Here is a 22,951-nt window from a genome sequence, read left to right as displayed (position 1 = left end):
CCGCCGGCCCCGTCTCGGGTAAAGTCGCCCCCCTTCATTGGCATGGGGACAAAAAAGAGATGTTTATTGGATTCGATTACGGGACCGCCAACTGTTCCGTTGCAGTGATGCGCGACCACGGCCCCGAGCTGTTGACGCTGGAAAACAACGCGCCCTATCTACCTTCGATGCTGTGCGCGCCGACCCGCGAAGCGGTGAGCGAATGCCTGCACCGCCATTGGCAGATCCCAACCGGCAGCGAAGAAAACCAGCAGTTGCTGCGCCGCGCCATCAGTTACAACCGCGAAGAAGACATTCCGGTCAACGGCGACAGCGTGCTGTTCGGCCTGCAGGCGCTGGCGCACTACATGGAAGATCCGGAAGAGGTGTACTTCGTGCGCTCGCCGAAATCCTTCCTCGGCGCCAACGGCCTGAAGCCGCAGCAGATCGCGCTGTTCGAAGACCTGGTGTGCGCCATGATGTTCCACATCAAACGCCAGGCGGAAAATGTGCTGCAGACCGGCATCGATCAGGCGGTGATCGGCCGGCCGATCAACTTCCAGGGCATCGGCGGCGACGAAGCCAACCGGCAGGCGCAGGGCATTTTGCAGCGCGCCGCCGAACGCGCCGGTTTCAAGGACATTGAATTCCAGTTCGAGCCGGTGGCGGCGGGGCTGGACTTCGAGGCGACGCTGAGCGAAGAGCAAACCGTGCTGGTGGTGGACATCGGCGGCGGCACCACCGACTGCTCGGTGCTGCTGATGGGGCCGCAGTGGCGCGACCGCGCCGATCGCCAGCAGAGCCTGCTGGGCCACAGCGGCTGCCGGGTCGGCGGTAACGATCTGGACATCATGCTGGCCTTCAAACAGCTGATGCCGCTGTTCGGCCTCGGCGGCGAAACCGCGAAGGGCATCGCCCTGCCGGCGCTGCCTTACTGGAACGCGGTGGCGACCAACGACGTGCCAGCGCAAAACGATTTCTACAGCGCCGCCAACGGCCGCGTGCTGCGCGATCTGATCCTCGACGCGGCGGAGCCGGAAAAGGTGAAACGCCTGCTGAAAGTGTACCAGCAGCGCCTGAGCTACCGACTGGTGCGGGCGGCCGAAGAGAGTAAGATAGCCCTGTCCGGCCAAACGGCCATCAGCGCACCGCTCAATTTCGTGCAGGCCGATCTGGCGGAGAGCATCAGCCAGGATCAGCTCGCCGACGCCATCTCGCAGCCATTGATGCGCATTCAGGAGCAGGTCAGCGCCGCGCTGGCCAGCAGCCAGACCGCGCCGCAGGTGATCTACCTGACCGGCGGCAGCGCGCGTTCGCCGCTGCTGCGCGCCGCGCTGCAACAGCAACTGCCGGGCATTCCGATCGTCGGTGGCAACGACTTCGGTTCGGTCACCGCCGGGCTGGCGCGCTGGGCGCAAACGCTGTTCCGTTGACAGCCCAAAGGCGCGGCTCGCCGCGCCTTTGTTTATTGGAGGCCCTATCATGTCCACCTTGCTTACCCTCGATAGCGCCAGGCTGCGGCTGCGCCCCTGGCGTGACGACGATCTGCCGGCCTTCGCCGCGCTTAACGCCGATCCGCAGGTGATGCGCTATTTCCCGGCGCCGATGACGGCCGAGGAAAGCCGCGCGCAGGCCGAACGCATCCGCGCCTTCATGCAACAACACGGCTGGGGGCTGTGGGCGGTGGAAGTGAAAGACGGCGCGCCTTTTATCGGCTTTGTCGGGCTGGCGCGGCCAGGTGACGACCTGCCCTGCTCCCCCTGCGTGGAGATTGGCTGGCGGCTGGCGGCGGCTCACTGGGGCAACGGCTACGCCGCTGAGGCGGCGCGCGCCGCGCTGGCGTGCGCCTTCGACACGCTGCACCTGCCGGAAGTGGTGTCCTTCACCGCCGAAGATAACCAGCCGTCGCGCCGGGTGATGACGCGCATCGGTATGCGCTTCGACGGTGAAACCTTCCTGCACCCGCGCCTGCCGGCGGGCCATCCGCTGCAACAGCACGTCTTGTACCGGCTTAACCGGCAAACGTGGCGCGAACGCCACGGCGATTAATACAGCGTATCCTTCAGCCGCTGCGGCAGCGCGCTGTCGTACTCCTCACCGTCGAAGCGCGTTTGGCTCACCGCGGCCAAGATTTGGCCGGGGCTGGGCAGCGCCGAACGTTCGAGGCGGCGGCCCTCCTCCCACAACCCCGAACGCAAGATCGCCCGGCTGCACTGGAAGAACACCGCCTCCACCCGAATGCGCAGCACCGAACGCGGCAGCTGGTTGCGGTGGGCGAAGCGCTGCAACACCGCCGGCGCAACCACGATCTCCGCCCGCCCGTTAATCCGCAGCGTTTCGCCGATGCCGGGGATCAGCAACAGCAGCGCCACCCGGTTATCGTGCAGGATATTGCGCAGGCTATCGATGCGATTATTGCCGCGCCGGTCCGGCAACAGCAGGGTTTTCTCGTCTTCGATCTGGATAAAACCGGCCGGATCGCCGCGCGGGGAGACATCCATGCCGTCCGGCCCGACGGTCGAGAGGGCGGCAAACGGCGCCGCCTCGATAAACGGACGGTACGCCGGGTGGATATAGCTGACTTCTTTAAAAACCGAGGGCGCGGCAGGTTTGCCGTAAAGCTGTTCCAGCGCCGCGAGGTCGTTGATGATATCGCCAGACATTGCAGTTTCCTGAATAAGTCATATTGACCCCTTCAGCATAGAGCAAAATCGCCGGCGGCTCTTACTCAGCGCTGGCGTGGTTCAGCGTCTGAATGTCGTCCGCATCCAGCGTCAGGCGGGTGGCGCTGACCAACTCATCCAGCTGCGGCAACGAGGTGGCGCTGACGATCGGCGCGGTGATGCTCGGACGCGCAATCAGCCAGGCCAGCGAGACCTGCGCCGGAGAGCTGCCGTGTTTACCCGCCACCTGATCCAGCGCCGCCAGAATGCGGAAACCGCGCGGGTTCAGGTAGCGTTCGACGATGCGATCGCCGCGCTGGCTTTTGCCCTCGTCCGCTTTGCTGCGGTATTTGCCGGTCAGAAAACCACTGGCCAGCGCGAAGAAATTGATCACCCCGAGCCCGTGGCGCTGCGCCACGCCTTCCAGCTCGGCTTCATACCCTTCGCGCGCATACAGATTGTATTCCGGCTGCAGGGTTTCGTAGCGCGCCAATCCGTTGCTTTCGCTCACCCGCAGCGCTTCTTCCAGGCGATCCGCCTGATAGTTGGAGGCGCCGATCGCCCGCACCTTGCCGGCCTTGATCAGCACATCGAACGCCGCCAGCGTCTCTTCCAGCGGCGTATCGCGGTCATCGTCGTGCGACTGGTAGAGATCGATATAATCGGTTTGCAGACGGCGCAGCGAATCTTCCACCGCCTGCTGAATATAGCGCGGCGACAGCCCCTGTTTGCCTTCGCCCATCGGTTTGCCCACCTTGGTGGCGATGATCACCTGGTCGCGCTTGCCGCTCTTCTTCAGCCATTCGCCGATGACGGTTTCCGATTCGCCGCCCCGGTTGCCCGGCGCCCAGCTGGAATAAACGTCGGCGGTATCGATAAAGTTGAGCTGATTGTCCACCAGCGCATCCAGCAGATTGAACGAGGTCGCCTGATCCGCCGTCCAGCCGAACACGTTGCCGCCAAAGGTCAACGCCGGCACCTGAATGCCCGAACGGCCCAGTTGTTTCTTGCTCATCACAAAGGCTCCATGGGTTAAATGATTTGCCTGTTAATTATTAGCGCCAAATGCAGGAAATCGTTAAAACGTATTGGCTATAAGCCGGAATAAATCACTTATAAACATAGCACGCGCAAATCACCCACTTATTAAGACAATGCTGACGGTTCCTCCATATTTCCTTCATTTTTATGCCGTCCCTGCTGGCTAAACTAGTATCCTGTAAGGAGTGTCATTTTTGTGGCAATGAGTGCCCGCGCCCCTGCCTTTTGGAGAGAATTTTCACCACCATGAATGCAAAACCCCAACGTCGTTCCCTGCTGCTGCGCCTGCTGGCTGCGGCGATTGCGATCATCGTCGCCGTTCTGGCCTGGCGCCATTTCAGCGCAGCCCAACCGACCGCCGGGACGACGCCGGGCGCGCACCAGGCCGCCGGTAAAACGGGAGCGGGCCGCGCGGCGGGCGGCAGACGCGGCGCGCCGATGTCGCCGGTGCAGGCGGCGACAGCCACGCAACAAACCGTGCCGCGCTATCTTTCCGGCTTGGGCACCGCCACCGCCGCCAATACCGTCACCGTCACCAGCCGGGTCGATGGCCAGCTGATGGCGATCCACTTTACCGAAGGCCAGCAGGTCAAAGCCGGCGATCTGCTGGCGGAGATCGATCCCCGGCCGTTCCAGGTGCAGCTGACCCAGGCTCAGGGGCAGTTGGCAAAAGATCAGGCCACGCTGGCCAACGCCCGGCGCGATCTGGCGCGCTATCAGCAATTGGTGAAAACCAATCTGGTTTCCCGTCAGGAGTTGGATACGCAGGCCTCGCTGGTACAGCAAACCGAAGGCGCCATCAAGGCCGATCAGGGCGCGGTCGACAGCGCCAAACTGCAGATCACCTACAGCCGCATCACTGCGCCAATCGACGGCCGCGTCGGGTTGAAACTGGTCGACGTCGGCAACTACGTCACCAGCGGCAGCACCACCGGTCTGGTGGTGATCACGCAGACGCACCCGATCGACGTAGTGTTCACGCTGCCCGAAGGCAACATCGCCGATCTGCTCAAGGCGCAAAAAGCCGGGCCGGTGAGCGTCGAAGCCTGGGATCGCACCAACCAGAACAAGCTGACGACCGGTTCGCTGCTGAGCCTGGACAACCAAATTGATACCGCCACCGGCACCATCAAGCTGAAAGCGCGCTTCGCCAATGAAGATGACGCGCTGTTCCCCAACCAGTTCGTCAACGCGCGGCTGCAGGTGGATACCCTGCACGATGCGGTGGTGATCCCAACCGCCGCGCTGCAGATGGGCAACGAAGGCAACTTCGTCTGGACGCTCAGTGAAGACAACAAGGTCAGCAAACATCGGGTCACCGCCGGCGTGCAGGACAGCCGGCAGGTGGTGATCAGCGCCGGCCTCAACGCCGGCGATCGGGTGGTGACCGACGGCATCGATCGCCTGACCGAAGGCATGCAGGTGGAAGTGCTCGCGCCGAACGACGCGCCTGCGACGTCAAAAGCCAAGCGCGAACCTGACGTTCAGAGGAAGTCCTGATGCAGGTGATGCCTCCCAACGCCGGCGGCGGTCCGTCCCGCCTGTTTATTCTGCGCCCGGTCGCCACCACGCTGCTGATGGTGGCGATATTGCTGGCGGGGATTATCGGCTATCGCGCGCTGCCGGTATCCGCGTTGCCGGAAGTGGATTACCCCACCATCCAGGTGGTGACGCTATACCCCGGCGCCAGCCCGGACGTAGTCACCTCCGCCATTACCGCGCCGCTGGAACGCCAGTTCGGCCAGATGTCCGGCCTGAAGCAAATGGCGTCGCAAAGCGCCGGCGGCGCCTCGGTGGTGACGCTGCAATTCCAGCTGACGCTGCCGCTCGACGTCGCGGAGCAGGAAGTGCAGGCGGCGATCAACGCCGCCACCAACCTGCTGCCGAACGATCTGCCCTACCCGCCGATTTACAGCAAGGTTAACCCCGCCGATCCACCGATCCTGACGCTGGCCGTGACCTCCACCGCCATGCCGATGACGCAGGTGGAAGACATGGTGGAAACCCGCGTAGCGCAAAAAATTTCTCAGGTGACCGGCGTCGGCCTGGTGACCCTGGCCGGCGGCCAACGCCCGGCGGTGCGCGTAAAATTGAACGCCGCGGCGGTCGCCGCCTATGGCCTGAACAGCGAAACCATCCGCGCCGCCATCAGCAACGCCAACGTCAACTCGGCGAAAGGCAGCCTTGACGGCCCGACCCGATCGGTCACCCTGTCCGCCAACGACCAAATGAAATCCGCCGACGACTATCGCCAGCTGATCGTCGCCTATCAGAACGGCGCGGCGATCCGCCTGCAGGATATCGCCACCATCGAACAAGGGGCGGAAAACACCCGGCTGGCGGCCTGGGCCAACCAGCAGCAGGCCATCGTGCTGAACATCCAACGCCAGCCCGGCGTCAACGTCATCACCACCGCCGACAACATCCGCGAAATGCTGCCGACGCTGATTAAAAGCCTGCCCAAGTCGGTCGATGTCAAGGTGCTGACCGATCGCACCACCACCATCCGCGCCTCGGTCAGCGACGTGCAGTTCGAGCTGCTGCTGGCAGTCGCGCTGGTGGTGATGGTGATCTACGTGTTCCTGCGCAACGTGCCGGCGACCATTATCCCCAGCGTAGCGGTGCCGCTGTCGCTGGTGGGCACCTTCGCCGCCATGTACTTCCTCGGCTTCTCCATCAACAACCTGACGCTGATGGCGCTGACCATCGCCACCGGCTTCGTGGTGGACGACGCCATCGTGGTGATCGAGAACATCTCGCGCTACATCGAGAAAGGGGAAAAACCGCTCGACGCCGCGCTGAAAGGGGCCGGCGAGATCGGCTTCACCATCATCTCGCTGACCTTCTCGCTGGTGGCGGTGCTGATCCCGCTGCTGTTCATGGGCGACATCGTCGGCCGCCTGTTCCGCGAGTTCGCCGTCACGCTGGCGGTAGCGATTTTGATCTCCGCCGTGGTGTCGCTGACGCTGACGCCGATGATGTGCGCGCGCATGCTCAGCCACGAATCGCTGCGCAAGCAGAACCGTTTTTCCGCCGCCTCCGAACGCTTTTTCGAGCGGGTGATCGCGCGATACGGCCAGTGGCTGAAAACGGTGCTTAACCATCCCTGGCTGACGCTCGGCGTGGCCGTGGGCACCCTGGCGCTGACGGTGCTGCTGTACCTGCTGATCCCGAAAGGTTTCTTCCCGGTGCAGGACAACGGCATCATTCAGGGCACGCTGGAAGCGCCGCAGAGCGTCTCGTTCAGCAACATGGCCGAGCGCCAGCAGCAGGTCGCGGCGCAGATCCTCAAGGATCCGGCGGTGGAAAGCCTGACCTCGTTCGTCGGCGTCGACGGCAGCAACGCCACGCTCAACAGCGGCCGGCTGCAGATCAACCTGAAGCCGCTGAGCGAACGCAGCGACCGCATTCCGGCGATCATCAGCCGCCTGCAGCAGCAAACGGCGCAGTTCCCCGGCGTGAAGCTGTACCTGCAACCGGTGCAGGATCTGACCATCGATACCCAGGTCAGCCGCACCCAGTACCAGTTCACCCTGCAGGCGATGTCGCTGGACGATCTCAGCCTGTGGGTGCCGCAGCTGATGGATGAGCTGAAACAAACCCCGCAGCTGGCGGACGTCACCAGCGACTGGCAGGATCAGGGGCTGGTGGCCTACGTCAACGTCGATCGCGATTCGGCCTCCCGCCTTGGCGTCACCATGAGCGACGTGGACAATGCGCTGTACAACGCGTTCGGCCAGCGCCTGATCTCCACCATCTACACCCAGGCCAACCAATACCGCGTGGTGCTGGAGCACGACGTCAGCGCGACACCGGGGTTGGCGGCGCTCAATGAGATCCGTCTGAGCGGCAACGACGGCGCCGTGGTGCCGCTGAGCGCCATCGCCAAAATCGAAGAGCGCTTCGGCCCGCTGTCGGTCAACCATCTCGATCAGTTCCCGTCGGCCACCGTTTCGTTCAACGTCGCCGACGGCTACTCGCTCGGCGAAGCGGTGGACGCGGTCACCCAGGCGGAAAAAAATCTCAACATGCCAAGGGACATCACCACCCAATTCCAGGGGGCGACCCTGGCCTTCCAGGCGGCGCTCGGCAGCACGCTGTGGCTGATTTTGGCGGCGGTAGTGGCGATGTACATCGTACTGGGCGTGCTGTATGAAAGTTTCATTCACCCGGTGACCATCCTCTCCACCCTGCCGACCGCCGGGGTCGGCGCACTGCTCGCACTGATGATGGCCGGCAGCGAGCTGGACGTGATCGCCATCATCGGCATCATCCTGCTGATCGGCATCGTGAAGAAGAACGCCATCATGATGATCGACTTCGCGCTGGCGGCGGAACGCGAGCAGGGCTTATCGCCGCGCGACGCCATCTATCAGGCCTGCCTGCTGCGTTTTAGGCCGATCCTGATGACCACGCTGGCAGCCCTGCTCGGCGCGCTGCCGCTGATGCTGAGCACCGGCGTCGGCGCGGAGCTGCGGCATCCGCTCGGCGTCTGTATGGTCGGCGGTTTGATCATGAGCCAGATCCTGACGCTGTTCACCACGCCGGTGATCTACCTGCTGTTTGACAAACTGGCGCGCAACACGCATCGCCAGCCGGATACGCAGGAGTTGCCGTGAGATTCTTCGCCCTGTTCATTCACCGGCCGGTGGCCACTACCCTGCTGACGCTGGCCATCGCCATCAGCGGCGCGATCGGCTTTCGCATGTTGCCGGTGTCGCCGCTGCCGCAGGTGGATTTTCCGGTGATTTCGATCAGCGCGTCGCTGCCGGGCGCCTCGCCGGAAACCATGGCGTCCTCGGTGGCGACGCCGCTGGAGCGCGCGCTGGGCCGCATCGCCGGGGTTAACGAAATGACCTCGATGAGCTCGCTCGGCAGTACCCGGGTCATTTTGCAGTTCGATCTCGATCGCGATATCAACGGCGCCGCGCGCGACGTGCAGGCGGCGATCAACGCCGCGCAAAGCCTGCTGCCGACCGGCATGCCGAGCCGCCCCAGCTACCGCAAGGTCAACCCATCCGACGCGCCGATCATGATCCTGACGCTGACCTCGGACACCTACAGTCAGGGGCAGCTTTACGATTTCGCCTCCACCCAGCTGGCGCAGAAGATCAGCCAGACCGAGGGCGTCGGCGACGTTTCCGTCGGCGGCAGCTCGCTGCCGGCGGTGCGGGTGGAGCTGAACCCTTCGGCGCTGTTCAATCAGGGCGTGTCGCTGGACACCGTACGGCAGGCCATCGCCAACGCCAACGTGCGCCGCCCGCAGGGCGCCGTGGAAAACCCGCAGCAGCGCTGGCAGATCCAGGCCAACGACGCGCTGAAAACCGCCGATGCTTATCGTCCGCTGATCATTCATTACAACAACGGCTCGGCGGTGCGTTTAGCCGACGTGGCCGAGGTCAAAGACTCGGTGCAAGACGTGCGCAACGCCGGGATGACCGACGCCAAACCGGCGATCATTCTGGCCATCAGCCGCGCGCCGGACGCCAACATCATCGAAACCGTCGATCGCATTCGCGCCGAGCTGCCCGCCCTGCAGGAGAATATCCCGGCTTCGATTCAACTCAACGTCGCACAGGATCGTTCGCCGACCATCCGCGCGTCGCTGGCCGAGGTGGAGCAGTCGCTGGCGATCGCCATCGGGCTGGTGATCCTGGTGGTGTTCATCTTCCTGCGCTCCGGGCGCGCCACGCTGATCCCGGCGGTCGCCGTACCGGTGTCGCTGATCGGCTCGTTCGCCGCCATGTATCTGTGCGGGTTCAGCCTCAACAACCTGTCGCTGATGGCGTTGACCATCGCCACCGGCTTTGTGGTGGACGACGCCATCGTGGTGCTGGAAAACATTTCCCGCCACGTCGAGGCCGGCATGAAACCGATCAACGCCGCGCTGCTGGGCGCGCGGGAGGTCGGTTTCACCGTGCTGTCGATGAGCGTTTCGCTGGTGGCGGTGTTTATCCCGCTGCTGCTGATGGAAGGCCTGCCCGGCCGGCTATTCCGCGAGTTCGCCGTCACTCTGTCGGTGTCGATCGGGCTGTCGCTGATCGTCTCACTGACGCTCACGCCGATGATGTGCGCCTACCTGCTGCGCCACCAGCCGCCGCGTTCGCAGCGGCGGGCGCGCGGCTTCGGTAAAATGCTGCTGGGGCTGCAGCAGGGCTACGGGCGCTCGCTGAACTGGGTGCTCGGCCACTCGCGCTGGGTGCTGGCGGTGTTCCTCGCCACCGTTGCGCTCAACGTTTGGCTGTATATCAGCATCCCGAAAACCTTCTTCCCGGAACAGGATACCGGGCGTCTGATGGGCTTTATCCAGGCCGACCAAAGCATTTCGTTCCAGGCGATGCGCGGCAAACTGGAAGACTTCATGAAAATCGTGCGCGAAGATCCGGACGTGGAAAACGTCACCGGTTTTACCGGCGGTTCGCGCACCAACAGCGGTTCGATGTTCATCTCACTGAAACCCCTGTCGGTACGCAGCGACGACGCGCAGAAAGTGATCGCCCGCCTGCGCGCCCGCCTGGCCAAAGAACCGGGCGCCAGCCTGTTTCTGATGGCGGTGCAGGATATCCGCGTCGGCGGCCGGCAGGCCAACGCCAGCTATCAATATACGCTGCTGGCGGACGATCTCGCCGCGCTGCGCGAATGGGAGCCGAAGATCCGCACCGCACTGGCCGCATTGCCCGAGCTGGCGGACGTCAACTCGGATCAGCAGGATAAAGGCTCGGAGATGGATCTGGTCTACGATCGCGAAACCATGGCGCGCCTCGGCATTTCGGTGTCCGACGCCAACAACCTGTTGAACAACGCCTTCGGCCAGCGACAGATTTCGACCATCTACCAACCGCTCAACCAATACAAAGTCGTGATGGAAGTGGCGCCGCCCTATACCCAGGACGTGAGTTCGCTGGACAAAATGTTCATCATCAACAACGAAGGCAAAGCGATACCGCTCTCCTACTTCGCCAGTTGGCGGCCGGCCAACGCGCCGCTGTCGGTCAACCATCAGGGGCTGTCCGCCGCCTCGACCGTCTCCTTTAACCTGCCGGACGGCGGCAGCCTGTCGGACGCCACCGCGGCAGTCGAGCGCACCATGACTCAGCTCGGCGTGCCGTCTACGGTGCGCGGCGCGTTCGCCGGCACCGCCCAGGTGTTCCAGGACACCCTGAAGTCGCAGCTGATCCTGATCCTGGCGGCGATCGCCACGGTGTACATCGTGCTCGGCGTGCTGTACGAGAGCTATATCCATCCGCTGACCATCCTTTCCACGCTGCCTTCCGCCGGCGTGGGGGCGCTGCTGGCGCTCGAGCTGTTCGGCGCGCCGTTCAGCCTGATCGCGCTGATCGGCATCATGCTGTTGATCGGCATCGTGAAGAAAAACGCCATCATGATGGTCGACTTCGCGCTCGAGGCGCAGCGCAACGGCGGCATCAGCGCCCGCGAGGCGATTTTCCAGGCCAGCCTGCTGCGTTTCCGGCCGATCATGATGACCACGCTGGCGGCGTTGTTCGGCGCGCTGCCGCTGGTGCTGACCCGCGGCGACGGCGCGGAGCTGCGCCAGCCGCTCGGCATCACCATCGCCGGCGGCCTGGTGATGAGCCAACTGCTGACGCTGTACACCACCCCGGTGGTCTACCTTTACTTCGACCGGCTGCAGGCGAAGTTCCGCCGCAACAAGCAACTGGCCCCGCTGCCCCATTAATGGCCGACCGATGCTGATGAAACACGCCGCCACCGTACGCTGGCAACTCTGGATAGTGGCATTCGGCTTCTTTATGCAGACGCTGGATACCACTATCGTCAACACCGCCCTGCCCTCAATGGCCGCCAGCCTGGGGGAGAACCCGCTGCGCATGCAGTCGGTGATCGTCTCCTATGTGCTGACGGTGGCGGTGATGCTGCCGGCCAGCGGCTGGCTGGCGGACAAGATCGGCGTACAGCGGGTGTTTTTCAGCGCCATCGTGCTGTTTACCCTCGGCTCCCTCCTCTGCGCCCGCTCGGAAACCCTGAACGAGCTGATCGCCTCGCGCGTGATTCAGGGCGTCGGCGGCGCGATGATGGTGCCGGTCGGGCGCCTGACGGTGATGAAGATCGTGCCGCGCGAGCAGTACATGGCGGCGATGACCTTCGTGACGCTGCCGGGCCAGATCGGCCCGCTGATGGGGCCGGCGCTGGGCGGTTTCCTGGTGCAATACGCCAGTTGGCACTGGATTTTCCTGATCAATATTCCGGTGGGCATCGTGGGCGCCATCGCCACGCTGCTGCTGATGCCCAACTACCAAATGCAGACCCGCCGCTTCGATCTCAGCGGCTTTATCCTGCTGGCGATCGGCATGGCGTCGCTGACGCTGGCGCTCGACGGCCATAAAGGCATGGGGCTGTCCGGCGGCGCCATCGCCGGCCTGGTGGCGCTGGGCGCAGCGGCGCTGTTGGGGTATGTTTGGCATGCCAACGGCAATAGCCGCGCCCTGTTCTCGCTGCGGCTGCTGCGCACCCCGACCTACAAAATCGGGCTGCTGGCCAGCCTGCTGGGGCGCATCGGCAGCGGCATGCTGCCGTTCATGACGCCGCTGTTCCTGCAGGTGGGCATGGGTTTCTCGCCGTTCCACGCCGGGCTGATGATGATCCCGATGATCATCGGCAGCATGGGCATGAAGCGCATCGTAGTGCAGGTAGTCAACCGCTTCGGCTACCGCAACGTGCTGGTAGCCGCCACGCTGCTGCTGGCGCTGGTCAGCCTGAGCTTCCTGCTGGCGGCGATGCTCGGCTGGCTGTGGCTGCTGCCGGTGGTGCTGTTCTTCCAGGGGATGATCAACTCACTGCGCTTCTCGGCGATGAACACCCTGACGCTGAAAGATCTGCCGGACCGGCTGGCCAGCAGCGGCAACAGCCTGCTGTCGATGGTCATGCAGCTGTCGATGAGCCTCGGCGTCAGCGTCGCCGGCATCTTGATCGGCAGCTTCGCCCATCACCAGGTGGTGGCCGATAGCCCGGCCATCCACAGCGCATTTATTTACAGCTACGGCTGTATGGCGTTGATTATCGCTCTGCCCGCGCTGGCCTTCGCGCGCGTGCCGGCCGATAGCGCGCCCAACCGCACGCTGACCAAAGAGCCGGGTACCGGCTCAACGAGGTTGCAATGAGGATAGGCATTACCGGAAAACTGTTCCTGGCCATTTTCGCTACCTGCATGCTGGTGTTGATCACCATGCATTGGGGGGTGCGCGTCAGCTTTGAGCGCGGCTTTATCGATTACATCAAGAGCAGCAACGAGCAGCGCATCAACATGCTGAGCGAAGCGCTGGAAGAACAGTACAGCCATCATGGCAACTGGATATTCCTGCGCAATAACGATCAGGTGGTCTACCAGATCATGCGTTCGTTCGAGCAGAATAGCGACAGCAGCCACAATCTGCCGCCCAAGGGGTGGCGCACCCAGTTTTGGGTGGTGGACAGCCAGTTCAATCGCTTGGTCGGGCATTCGGGCCCCTTGCCGAAGGAGGGGCCGCGCCACCCGATCCGCTACAACAACGAGATCGTCGGCTGGGTGCTCACCACCCCGGTCGAGCGCCTGACGCGCAATACCGACATCAACTTCGATCGGCAGCAGCGGCGCACCAGCTGGATTATCGTCGCGCTCTCCACCCTGTTGGCGGCGGCGGTGACCTGGCTGCTGTCGCGCGGCATGCTGGCCCCGGTCAAGCGCCTGGTGGCGGGCACCCACCGCCTGGCGGCGGGCGATTTCACCACCCGCGTGGCGGTCAGCAGCCAGGATGAACTGGGCAGGCTGGCGCACGACTTCAACCAGTTGGCCACCTCGCTGGAAAAAAACGAGCAGATGCGCCGCGCCTTTATGGCCGATGTATCACATGAGCTGCGCACGCCGCTGGCAGTGCTGCGCGGCGAACTGGAGGCGCTGCAGGACGGCGTGCGCCAGCCGACGCCGGCGTCGCTCAGTTCGCTGCAGGCCGAGGTATCCACCCTGACCAAGCTGGTCGACGACCTGCACCAGCTGTCGCTCTCCGATCTCGGCGCGCTGGCCTACCGCAAGGCGTCGGTGGACTGCGTGCACCTGGTGCAGATCGCCGTCGCCGCCTTTCGCGAACGCTTCCGCGCCAAAGGGCTGGAGATCGTCACCCATCTGCCGGCCCAGGCGCCGCTGTTCGGCGATCCCGATCGCCTGAACCAACTGTTCAATAACCTGCTGGAAAACAGCCTGCGTTACACCGACGCCGGCGGCCGGTTGGAGATCGGCGTCGAACTGCAGCCGGGGCGGCTGCTTCTTTACTGGCAGGACAGCGCGCCGGGCATCAGCGATCAGCAACTGACGCGCATTTTCGAACGTTTCTACCGGGCGGAAGGTTCACGCAACCGCGCCAGCGGCGGTTCCGGGCTGGGGTTGGCGATCTGCCACAACATCGTGGAAGCGCACGACGGGAAAATCCGCGCCGAGCATTCGCCTTTAGGCGGCGTGCGCATTACAGTAGAATTTGCTACCCCGATAAAAAATAAGGCGCCCTGATGGACATTCAGAATCAACCCGTGCAGATCATGATTGTTGAAGATGAGCCCAAGCTGGGCCAGCTGCTGGTGGATTATCTCCAGGCGGCGGGCTACGCCACCCGCTGGCTGACCAACGGCAATGAGGTGGTGCCGACCGTGCACCAGCATCCGCCGGCGCTGATCTTGCTCGACCTGATGTTGCCGGGGGCCGACGGCCTGACGGTGTGCCGCGAGCTGCGCCGCTTCAGCGACGTGCCCATCGTGATGGTGACGGCGAAAATTGAAGAGATTGACCGCCTGTTGGGGCTGGAGATCGGCGCCGACGATTACATCTGCAAACCCTACAGCCCGCGCGAAGTGGTGGCGCGGGTGAAAACCATCCTGCGCCGCAGCTATCGGCCGCAGGAGAACGCGCGGGAAGATGACCTGCTGCATATCGATGAACCGCGCTTCCAGGCCAGCTATCAGGGGCAGTTGCTGGATCTGACGCCGGCGGAGTTCCGACTGCTGAAAACGCTGGCCAGCCAGCCGGGCAACGTGTTTTCACGCGAGCAGCTGCTGAACAACCTGTACGACGACTACCGGGTGGTCACCGACCGCACCATCGACAGCCACATCAAAAACCTGCGCCGCAAGCTGGAACTGATCGATGGGGAAAAATCCTTTATCCGCTCGGTATACGGCGTGGGCTACCGCTGGGAAGCCGAGCCCTGCCGGCTGATGAATGGGGTTTAGGGAGAAATCAGCGCGTCCAGTCTTCAACCGCCAACCCGGGCACCATGGCGAATGCGCGATCGTTGGTCACCAGCGTCGCGCCACGGCTCTGCGCGTGAGCGGCGATCAGTTGATCCATCGCGCCCATGACTTTGCCCTTTCTCTCCATGTTTGCCCGCATTTCACCGTAGCAGCGGGCGGCCTCGCTATCCCATGCATAGACCGTCACCGCAGCAAGAAAGGCCTCGACCATGCTTTGCAACGCCTTGTTCCGCCGTTTAGCCACACCATAACGCAGTTCCGCCTCCGTGACGCTGGAAATACATACGGCAGAAGGCGGGAGCTTTTCCATGACGTTAAGCACCTGCGGATGCTGCCGAAACAAGTGGCTGACGGTGTTGGTATCAAACATGTACATCGCCTACTCTTCCTCTGAGAAGGGATCGCGGTCGGCAACCCCTTGCTGACGATCTTCCGCGCCAAGAAACTCTTGCGGCACCGGCGTTTGGGCGATAATGCTCAGCAGCGGTGCCCAGCTGTCCGGCTTTGCCGGATATTTGGATAAAATCACGTTGCCCTCCCGATCGCGACGGATATAGACACGATCCGTATCAAATTCAAATTCCACCGGTAACCTCACCGCCTGATTTCTGCCGTTTTTAAACAGCTTTGCGATCCTTTCCATCTCGACACCTCCACAGCAGGCATAGGCCAAAGCATATGCCTGTAGCGTGTCGATGCCAAGATGTATCGCTCATTTTTCATCCACATTGACGAAACGGCCAAACAGTAACGCACAATCTCACGAGGTGACACCCTGTTCCCCTCGTTATGCGGCGCACTGCGCAATCACGCCTTCTCCCTTAGCTTCCCGTGCGGCGCTGTGCCTCTCGGGCGAAAACTCCGCGCCGGCGCAAAAAAACTGCGCATTTTTTCAACTAAGCTGCTGTGAGGTTTAGCCGCCGATTTTCAAGCGATTGGCTACACTTACATCACGAATCGGAACCTACAGGAGAAGAACCATGGCAATCGGTCATTACGAGCTGAAAAAAGCAAAGAACGGACAGTACCACTTCAACCTGAAAGCCAGTAACGGCGAGATCATTCTGGCCAGCGAGATGTATGCCAGCAAAGCCTCGGCGGAGAACGGCATCGCCTCGGTGCAGACCAATTCACCGCACGAAGCGCAGTACGAACTGAAGCACAGCGCCAGCAATCAGCCCTACTTTGTGCTGAAGGCCAAGAACCATCAGGTGATCGGCGTCAGCGAAATGTACAGCTCCGAAAGCGCGGCCAAAAACGGTATCCAGTCGGTGATAAAAAACGGCCCGACCACCGATATCCGCGATTTGAGCGCCTGATCCCCCGTTTCACCCGCGCGGTGGCGGCCACCGCGCGTTTTCCGTTTGACCGGGATCAATCTCCCTTGAATAAATCCGGTTAACTGCTGATTTCTTGCCGCGCTGCGGCTACAATCCCCCGCTTTTACTGCGCCATCAGGTGGCGTGGTGCTGACCTGAAATCAGACCGAGACACACTATGTTTACACCAGAACTTCTCTCCCCGGCCGGCACGCTGAAAAATATGCGTTACGCCTTCGCCTACGGCGCCGATGCGGTTTACGCCGGCCAGCCGCGCTACAGCCTGCGGGTGCGCAACAACGAGTTCAACCACGAGAATCTGGCGCAGGGCATCAACGAAGCGCATGCGCTGGGCAAAAAGTTCTACGTGGTGGTGAACATCGCCCCGCACAACGCCAAGTTGAAGACCTTCCTGCGCGATCTGAAGCCGGTTATCGATATGGGCCCGGATGCGCTGATCATGTCCGATCCCGGCCTTATCATGATGGTGCGCGAAGCCTTCCCGCAGATGGACATCCACCTGTCGGTGCAGGCCAACGCCGTTAACTGGGCGACGGTGAAGTTCTGGAAGCAAATGGGCCTGACCCGCGTGATCCTGTCGCGTGAACTGTCGCTGGAAGAGATCGCCGAGATCCGCGCCGAAGTGCCGGACATGGAGCTGGAGATCTTCGTCCACGGCGCGCTGTGCATGGCCTACTCCGGCCGCTGCCTGCTGTCCGGCTACATCAACAAGCGCGATCCCAATCAGGGCACCTGCACCAATGCCTGCCGCTGGCAGTACAAAGCGGAGGAAGGCAAAGAGGATGACACCGGCAATATCGTGCACCTGCACGAACCGATCCCGGTGCAAACCGTCGAGCCGACGCTGGGCATCGGCGCGCCGACCGACAAGGTGTTCATGCTGTCTGAAGCGCAAAAGCCAGGCGAATATATGAGCGCCTTCGAGGACGAACACGGCACCTATATCATGAACTCGAAGGATCTGCGCGCCATCCAGCACGTGGAGCGTCTGACGCAGCTCGGCGTGCATTCGCTGAAGATCGAAGGGCGCACCAAGTCCTTCTACTACTGCGCCCGCACCGCTCAGGTCTATCGCCGCGCCATCGACGACGCGGCCGCCGGCAAACCGTTCGATCCGACCCTGCTCACCACGCTGGAAGGCCTGGCGCACCGCGGCTATACCGAAGGCTTCCTGCGCCGCCACGTGCACGAAGCGCAGCAGAATTACGACTACGGCTCCTCGCTCTCCGAGCGCCAGCAGTTCGTCGGCGAATTCACCGGCGTGCGCCGTGATGGCTGGGCGGAAGTCGACGTGAAGAATAAGTTCGCGCTCGGCGACAGCGTCGAAATGATGACGCCGGGCGGCAACGTGGTGTTCACCCTCGAGAGCATGCAAAATAAGAAAGGCGAATCGATTGAGGTGGCGCCGGGCAACGGCCATATCGTTTATTTGCCGATCCCGCAGGATATCGATCTCAATTATGCGTTGCTGATCCGCAATTTGGCGGAAGAAAATAGCGCCGGGGCATAAAAATGAATCGCCGTCATTCGGCGGCGATTTTTAGCAAATATTAGAATTGGATCACATCAATGCGCGCGCAGCTTGGTTACTATCACGCTGCTTAAAACGAACAACGAAAATATTTGCATAGCAATACTAGGAACCACCTCCTTAGCCGGCCCAATCTCCCTTGGGCTGGCTTTTTCTTTATGGGTGCACCTATTTTTTCCACCATGCCTATTTCCATAACTTATTCCCGGTATCCGTTTTAATAATAATAATCACGCCGCTTCGATATATAAATAATGCTACAGCGATTAATCCTCGCTTCTTTAACACTTCGCTTATTTCTGCGTAAAATTCAGATAAATTCGCATTGCTTCATATTCACTGAGCGCCGGGAAATAAGCGGAATTAGCTGAATATTCTGATGGCCTGGTGGCGGCAGCTGGTTTATCTTGAGGCATTCTTGGTTTTCCGCCGGAGGATATCGGCAATGCCTCAACACTCACATGCGTCCGCCCTGCTTATCATCAACGGCAAAGGCGCCGGTAACGAAGAGCTGCGTCAGGCGGTCAACCGGCTGCGCAAAGAACAGATAACGTTGCACGTGCGCGTCACCTGGGAGCACGGCGATGCCGCACGCTATGTCGCGGAAGCCGCGCAGCTCGGCGTCGGTACCGTCGTCGCCGGCGGCGGTGACGGCACCATCAACGAAGTGGCCGCCGCGCTGGTGCAGCTGCCGGCGCACAACCGGCCGGCGCTGGGCATCCTGCCGCTCGGCACCGCCAACGACTTCGCCATGGCGTGCAATATCCCTCCGTCCCCCGAACTGGCGCTGCAGCTGGCGATCAAGGGCCGTTCAGTGCCGATCGATCTGGCGAAGGTCAACGGCGAGCGCTACTTCATCAACATGGCCACCGGCGGCTTCGGCACCCGCATCACCACCGAAACGCCGGAGAAGCTGAAAGCGGCGCTGGGCGGCGTGTCCTACTTTGTGCACGGCCTGCTGCGCATGGATACGCTGCAGGCCGACCGCTGTGAAATCCGCGGGCCGGACTTCCGCTGGGCCGGCGAGGCGCTGGTGATCGGCATCGGCAACGGCAAACAGGCCGGCGGCGGCCAGGAACTGTGCCCCAGCGCGCTGATCAACGACGGCCTGCTGCAGCTGCGCCTGCTGATCGCCGATGAACTGCTGCCGGCGCTGGTCGCCGCCCTGTTCAACGACGAAGAGAGCAACAGCATCCTCAGCGCGGCGCTGCCGTGGCTCGAGATCGACGCGCCGCATGAGATGACCTTCAACCTCGACGGCGAACCGCTCAAAGGCCGCCATTTCCGTATCGAAGTGTTGCCGCAGGCCATCGAATGCCGCCTGCCGCCTAACTGCGCCCTGCTGGGCTGATCTTGTCGGGCGCAGCCGCTGCGCCCCGCTTCTTCCCCTCTGTTCACCCGTTTCCGCGCACGATCAAATGTGATCCTCTCCGGCAAATTCATTAATTAATACTTGTATGGTAGTTAGTTCATGACGTATTTTCGCGCTATCTCTCCGCAGCTACAGGATGTGAAGGTTATGAAAATCGTCAACGCCGAGGTGTTCGTCACTTGCCCGGGGCGCAACTTTGTCACGCTGAAAATCACCACCGATGACGGCATCATCGGCCTCGGTGACGCCACGCTGAACGGGCGCGAATTGCCGGTGGCCTCTTACCTGAAAGATCACCTCTGCCCGCAGTTGATCGGCCGCGACGCGCAGCGGATCGAAGACCTCTGGCAATTCTTCTACAAAGGCGCTTACTGGCGGCGCGGCCCGGTGACCATGTCCGCCATTTCCGCCGTCGACATGGCGCTGTGGGACATCAAGGCCAAGGCCGCCAACATGCCGCTGTATCAGCTGTTGGGCGGTGCCTCACGCTCGGGAGTGATGGTGTATTGCCATACCACCGGCCACTCGATCGACGAAGTGCTCGACGACTACGCCAAACATAAAGAGCAAGGCTTCAAGGCGATCCGCGTTCAATGCGGCGTGCCGGGCATGAAAACCACCTACGGCATGGCCAAGGGCAAAGGCCAGGCTTATGAGCCGGCCACTAAGGGCGACTGGCCGGAAGAGCAGCTGTGGTCGACGGAAAAATACCTCGACTTCACCCCCAAACTGTTCGACGCGGTGCGCAACAAGTTCGGTTTCAACGAGCACCTGCTGCACGACATGCACCACCGCCTGACGCCAATTGAAGCGGCGCGCTTCGGTAAAAGCGCCGAACCATATCGCCTGTTCTGGATGGAAGATCCGACGCCGGCGGAAAATCAGGCCTGTTTCCGCCTGATCCGCCAGCATACCGTCACGCCGATCGCTGTCGGCGAGGTGTTCAACAGCATCTGGGACTGCAAACAGCTGATCGAAGAACAGCTGATCGACTACATCCGCACCACCCTGACGCACGCGGGCGGCATTACCGGCATGCGGCGCATCGCCGACTTCGCCTCGCTGTATCAGGTGCGCACCGGTTCACACGGCCCTTCCGATCTGTCGCCGATCTGCATGGCGGCGGCGCTGCACTTCGATCTGTGGGTGCCGAACTTCGGCGTGCAGGAATACATGGGCTATTCCGAGCAAATGCTCGAGGTGTTCCCGCACAGCTGGACGTTCGACGACGGCTATATGCATCCGGGCGACAGGCCGGGCATCGGCATCGAGTTTGATGAGAAGCTGGCGGCCCGTTACCCCTATGAACCGGCCTACCTGCCGGTCGCGCGTCTGGAGGATGGCACCTTATGGAACTGGTAAACACCATGCGCAGCGTCGTGATCGAACAGCCCGGGCGCCTGGCGCTGCAGACGCGCGCGCTGCCGCAGCCGGCGGCCGGCGAGGTGCGGGTCAAGGTGAAATTCGCCGGCATCTGCGGCTCCGACGTCCATATCTATCACGGCCATAACCCGTTCGCCCGCTACCCGCGGGTGATCGGCCACGAGTTCTTCGGCCTGATCGATGCACTGGGCGAAGGCGTCGATCCGGCGCGCCTCGGCGAACGCGTCTCGGTAGACCCGGTGGTGAGCTGCGGCCACTGCTATCCCTGTTCGGTCGGCCGCCCCAACGTCTGCACCTCGCTGCAGGTGATCGGCGTGCACCGCGACGGCGGCTTCAGCGACTATGCCTGCGTGCCGGCGCGCAACGCCTATCCGGTTCCGCCGGCCATCAGCGATCGCCACGCCGCGATGATCGAGCCCTTCAGCATCGCCGCCAACATTACCGCCCATCTGCAACCGCGCCCCGACGACATCGCGCTGATCTACGGCGCCGGGCCGATGGGGCTCACGGTGATCCAGACGCTGAAAGGGGTGTACGGCGTCAGGCAGGTGTGGGTCGTCGATCGCATCGCCGAGCGGCTGGAGATGGCGCGCGCCAACGGCGCCGACCAAACATTCAACAACGCCGAGGCCGCATTGCCGCAGGCGCTGCAACAGCGCGGCGTTCAGCCGACGCTGATCGTCGATGCCGCCTGCCACCCCGCCATTTTACCGGAGGCGATCGCGCTGGCTTCGCCGGCGGCGCGCATCGGCATCATGGGCTTTTCCGGCGACGCCTGCACCCTGACCCAGCAGAGCATCACCAGCAAGGAGCTGTCGATCTTCTCCTCGCGCCTGAACAGCGCGCGCTTTCCGCAGGTGATCGCCTGGATGGCGGACGGCAAGCTAGACCCGCAGCGGCTGCTCACCCACTGCGTACCCGCCGACGACGTCGAACGGGCGATGCAGATGTTCGAGCGGGATCAGCGCACCTGCTGCAAGGTGCTGCTGCAGTTCGAGTAACGCCAAGGCGGCATCGGGGCATGGGCGGCGCCCGCCGCCCGTGCAAACAACGAAGCATCACGATTAAAACGACACCCAGTGGAGCGCTTTATGTTTAAAAACCTGCGTTGGACCATCGTGTTCCTGCTGTTCATGGTCTACATGATCAACTACCTCGACCGCGTGGCGCTGTCGATCACCGTGCCGATGATCGAACAGGATCTGATGCTGAACGCCGAACAGTTCGGTCTGATCTTCGGCAGCTTCTTCTTCGGCTACGCCATTTTCAACTTCGTCGGCGGGCTGGCGGTCGACCGCTTCGGCCCGACGCTGGTGTTGGGCGTGGCGGTCGGCCTGTGGTCCATTTTCTGCGGCATGACGGCGATCGCCACCGGTTTTTACTCAATGCTGATCTTGCGCGTCCTGTTCGGCATGGCCGAAGGGCCGATCTGCGCCTCGGCCAACAAGATGATCAACGGCTGGTTCCCGAAGAAACAGGCGGCGACCGCCGTGGGCCTGCTCAGCGCCGGTTCGCCGTTGGGCGGCGCGGTGGCCGGGCCGATCGTCGGCTATCTGGCGCTGGCGTTCGGCTGGCGGCCGGCGTTTATGATCATCTGCGCCATCGGCATCGTCTGGATGCTGGTGTGGTTCTTCGTGGTGGCGGATAACCCGGCGAAAAGCCAACGCGTCAGCAACGAAGAACGGGCGCTGATCGCACGGTTGAAACAGGAAAATCTCGGCGAGGAAAGCGCCTTGAGCGACGCCCCGCACGGGCTGGGTTACTACCTGAAGCAGCCGATCATTCTGGTCACCGCCTTCGCCTTCTTCTGCTACAACTACATCCTGTTCTTCTTCCTGAGCTGGTTCCCCTCGTATCTGGTGCAGGCGCACAACCTGAACATCAAAGAGATGAGCCTGACCACGATGATCCCGTGGATCGTCGGCTTCGTCGGGCTGGCGCTCGGCGGCTATATTTCCGACAAGATCTTCAACATCACCGGCAAATTGCTGCTGTCGCGCAAGATCGTGCTGGTCACCAGCCTGCTGGCGGCGGCGGTGTGCGTGGCGTTGGCGGGCACCGTCAGCAGCGTGGTGCCAGCGGTGATGCTGATGTCGGTGTCGATCTTCTTCCTCTACATTACCGGCGCTCTCTACTGGGCGATCATCCAGGACGTGGTGCATAAATCCCGGGTCGGCGGCGCCAGCGGGTTCATTCATTTGATCGGCAGCGTCTCCGGCATCATCGGGCCGATCGCCACCGGCTACATCGTGCAGAACACCGGCAAATTCGACAGCGCCTTTATGCTGGCGGGCGGCGTCGCCGCGCTGGGTGCGCTGCTGGTGCTGTTGGTGATCAAGGCGCCGCGCGCAACGGCGGGCGTGCAAATCTTAAAACCCTAACGCCAGAC

General features: G+C 62.4%; 18 protein-coding genes. 14 read left to right on the top strand and 4 right to left on the bottom strand.

What is annotated here, in order from left to right; genetic code table 11:
* Window positions 1-59: 59 nt before the first annotated feature.
* Window positions 60-1,412 (top strand): molecular chaperone, encoded by a 1,353-nt coding sequence (gene yegD, locus ACJ8QF_RS08790; protein ID WP_033632391.1) that lies wholly within the window; start codon window positions 60-62, stop codon window positions 1,410-1,412.
* Window positions 1,413-1,461: 49 nt separating this feature from the next.
* Window positions 1,462-2,028, top strand: coding sequence for a GNAT family N-acetyltransferase (locus ACJ8QF_RS08785; protein WP_154870952.1), 567 nt, complete (start codon window positions 1,462-1,464; stop codon window positions 2,026-2,028).
* On the opposite strand, the gene ACJ8QF_RS08780 is transcribed toward ACJ8QF_RS08785, so the two are convergent.
* Together ACJ8QF_RS08780 and ACJ8QF_RS08775 are read right to left on the bottom strand one after the other, a co-directional pair.
* On the bottom strand, window positions 2,025-2,642 hold the full coding sequence (locus ACJ8QF_RS08780; RefSeq protein WP_004941582.1) for a pyridoxamine 5'-phosphate oxidase family protein: 618 nt from the start codon (window positions 2,640-2,642) through the stop codon (window positions 2,025-2,027). The two genes, ACJ8QF_RS08785 and ACJ8QF_RS08780, sit on opposite strands and share 4 nt — an antisense overlap.
* Window positions 2,643-2,703: 61 nt before the next feature.
* Entirely contained in the window at window positions 2,704-3,657 is a 954-nt protein-coding gene (locus ACJ8QF_RS08775) for an aldo/keto reductase (protein WP_369324193.1), read from the bottom strand.
* A 272-nt stretch (window positions 3,658-3,929) separates the two neighbouring features.
* Here ACJ8QF_RS08775 and ACJ8QF_RS08770 point away from each other — a divergent pair, with 272 nt between their 5' ends.
* Genes ACJ8QF_RS08770 through baeR form a run of 6 tightly spaced genes read left to right on the top strand, consistent with a single transcriptional unit; the run spans window position 3,930 to window position 14,915 of the window.
* Window positions 3,930-5,183, top strand: a complete 1,254-nt coding sequence (locus ACJ8QF_RS08770; RefSeq protein WP_004941577.1) for an MdtA/MuxA family multidrug efflux RND transporter periplasmic adaptor subunit — start codon at window positions 3,930-3,932, stop codon at window positions 5,181-5,183.
* Complete coding sequence (locus tag ACJ8QF_RS08765) at window positions 5,183-8,302, top strand: MdtB/MuxB family multidrug efflux RND transporter permease subunit (RefSeq protein WP_442537456.1); 3,120 nt, start codon at window positions 5,183-5,185, stop codon at window positions 8,300-8,302. Before ACJ8QF_RS08770 ends, ACJ8QF_RS08765 begins: the two co-directional genes overlap by 1 nt.
* A complete protein-coding gene (gene mdtC, locus ACJ8QF_RS08760) occupies window positions 8,299-11,379 on the top strand; it encodes a multidrug efflux RND transporter permease subunit MdtC (protein WP_442537455.1) in 3,081 nt (1,026 codons plus the stop codon). Before ACJ8QF_RS08765 ends, mdtC begins: the two co-directional genes overlap by 4 nt.
* 10 nt (window positions 11,380-11,389) lie before the next feature.
* Window positions 11,390-12,820: a multidrug transporter subunit MdtD gene (mdtD, locus tag ACJ8QF_RS08755; protein ID WP_187212328.1), complete on the top strand. Its 1,431-nt coding sequence runs from the start codon at window positions 11,390-11,392 to the stop codon at window positions 12,818-12,820.
* Window positions 12,817-14,199: a two-component system sensor histidine kinase BaeS gene (gene baeS, locus ACJ8QF_RS08750; RefSeq protein WP_004941570.1), complete on the top strand. Its 1,383-nt coding sequence runs from the start codon at window positions 12,817-12,819 to the stop codon at window positions 14,197-14,199. Before mdtD ends, baeS begins: the two co-directional genes overlap by 4 nt.
* Entirely contained in the window at window positions 14,199-14,915 is a 717-nt protein-coding gene (gene baeR, locus ACJ8QF_RS08745; protein ID WP_004941568.1) for a two-component system response regulator BaeR, read from the top strand. Before baeS ends, baeR begins: the two co-directional genes overlap by 1 nt.
* A gap of 7 nt (window positions 14,916-14,922) precedes the next feature.
* On the opposite strand, the gene ACJ8QF_RS08740 is transcribed toward baeR, so the two are convergent.
* A complete protein-coding gene (locus ACJ8QF_RS08740) occupies window positions 14,923-15,312 on the bottom strand; it encodes a type II toxin-antitoxin system VapC family toxin (protein ID WP_004941566.1) in 390 nt (129 codons plus the stop codon).
* A gap of 3 nt (window positions 15,313-15,315) precedes the next feature.
* Window positions 15,316-15,579 carry an antitoxin gene (locus ACJ8QF_RS08735; protein WP_004941563.1) on the bottom strand — a complete coding sequence of 88 codons (264 nt, stop codon included), beginning with the start codon at window positions 15,577-15,579 and terminating at the stop codon, window positions 15,316-15,318.
* A 337-nt stretch (window positions 15,580-15,916) separates the two neighbouring features.
* On the opposite strand from ACJ8QF_RS08735, the gene ACJ8QF_RS08730 reads away from it, so the two are divergent.
* The 6 genes from ACJ8QF_RS08730 to ACJ8QF_RS08705 all read left to right on the top strand — a co-directional run bounded on the left by ACJ8QF_RS08730 (window position 15,917) and on the right by ACJ8QF_RS08705 (window position 22,943).
* Entirely contained in the window at window positions 15,917-16,255 is a 339-nt protein-coding gene (locus tag ACJ8QF_RS08730; RefSeq protein ID WP_004941561.1) for a YegP family protein, read from the top strand.
* A gap of 178 nt (window positions 16,256-16,433) precedes the next feature.
* On the top strand, window positions 16,434-17,786 hold the full coding sequence (trhP, locus tag ACJ8QF_RS08725; RefSeq protein ID WP_004941558.1) for a prephenate-dependent tRNA uridine(34) hydroxylase TrhP: 1,353 nt from the start codon (window positions 16,434-16,436) through the stop codon (window positions 17,784-17,786).
* A gap of 466 nt (window positions 17,787-18,252) precedes the next feature.
* A complete protein-coding gene (yegS, locus tag ACJ8QF_RS08720; protein ID WP_015378742.1) occupies window positions 18,253-19,158 on the top strand; it encodes a lipid kinase YegS in 906 nt (301 codons plus the stop codon).
* A gap of 168 nt (window positions 19,159-19,326) precedes the next feature.
* The gene (manD, locus tag ACJ8QF_RS08715) at window positions 19,327-20,541 is read left to right on the top strand and encodes a D-mannonate dehydratase ManD (protein ID WP_154870949.1); all 1,215 of its coding nucleotides are present in this window, start codon (window positions 19,327-19,329) and stop codon (window positions 20,539-20,541) included.
* A 5-nt stretch (window positions 20,542-20,546) separates the two neighbouring features.
* A complete protein-coding gene (locus ACJ8QF_RS08710; RefSeq protein ID WP_161800768.1) occupies window positions 20,547-21,563 on the top strand; it encodes a Zn-dependent oxidoreductase in 1,017 nt (338 codons plus the stop codon).
* A gap of 90 nt (window positions 21,564-21,653) precedes the next feature.
* Window positions 21,654-22,943 (top strand): MFS transporter, encoded by a 1,290-nt coding sequence (locus tag ACJ8QF_RS08705; RefSeq protein ID WP_015378745.1) that lies wholly within the window; start codon window positions 21,654-21,656, stop codon window positions 22,941-22,943.
* Window positions 22,944-22,951: the final 8 nt, after the last annotated feature.

The sequence above is a fragment of the Serratia sp. CY81684 genome (assembly GCF_052166595.1).
Taxonomy (GTDB): domain Bacteria; phylum Pseudomonadota; class Gammaproteobacteria; order Enterobacterales; family Enterobacteriaceae; genus Serratia; species Serratia nematodiphila.
The sequence above is the reverse complement of the archived record's forward strand: the minus strand, read 5'-3'. Positions and strand labels throughout refer to the sequence as shown.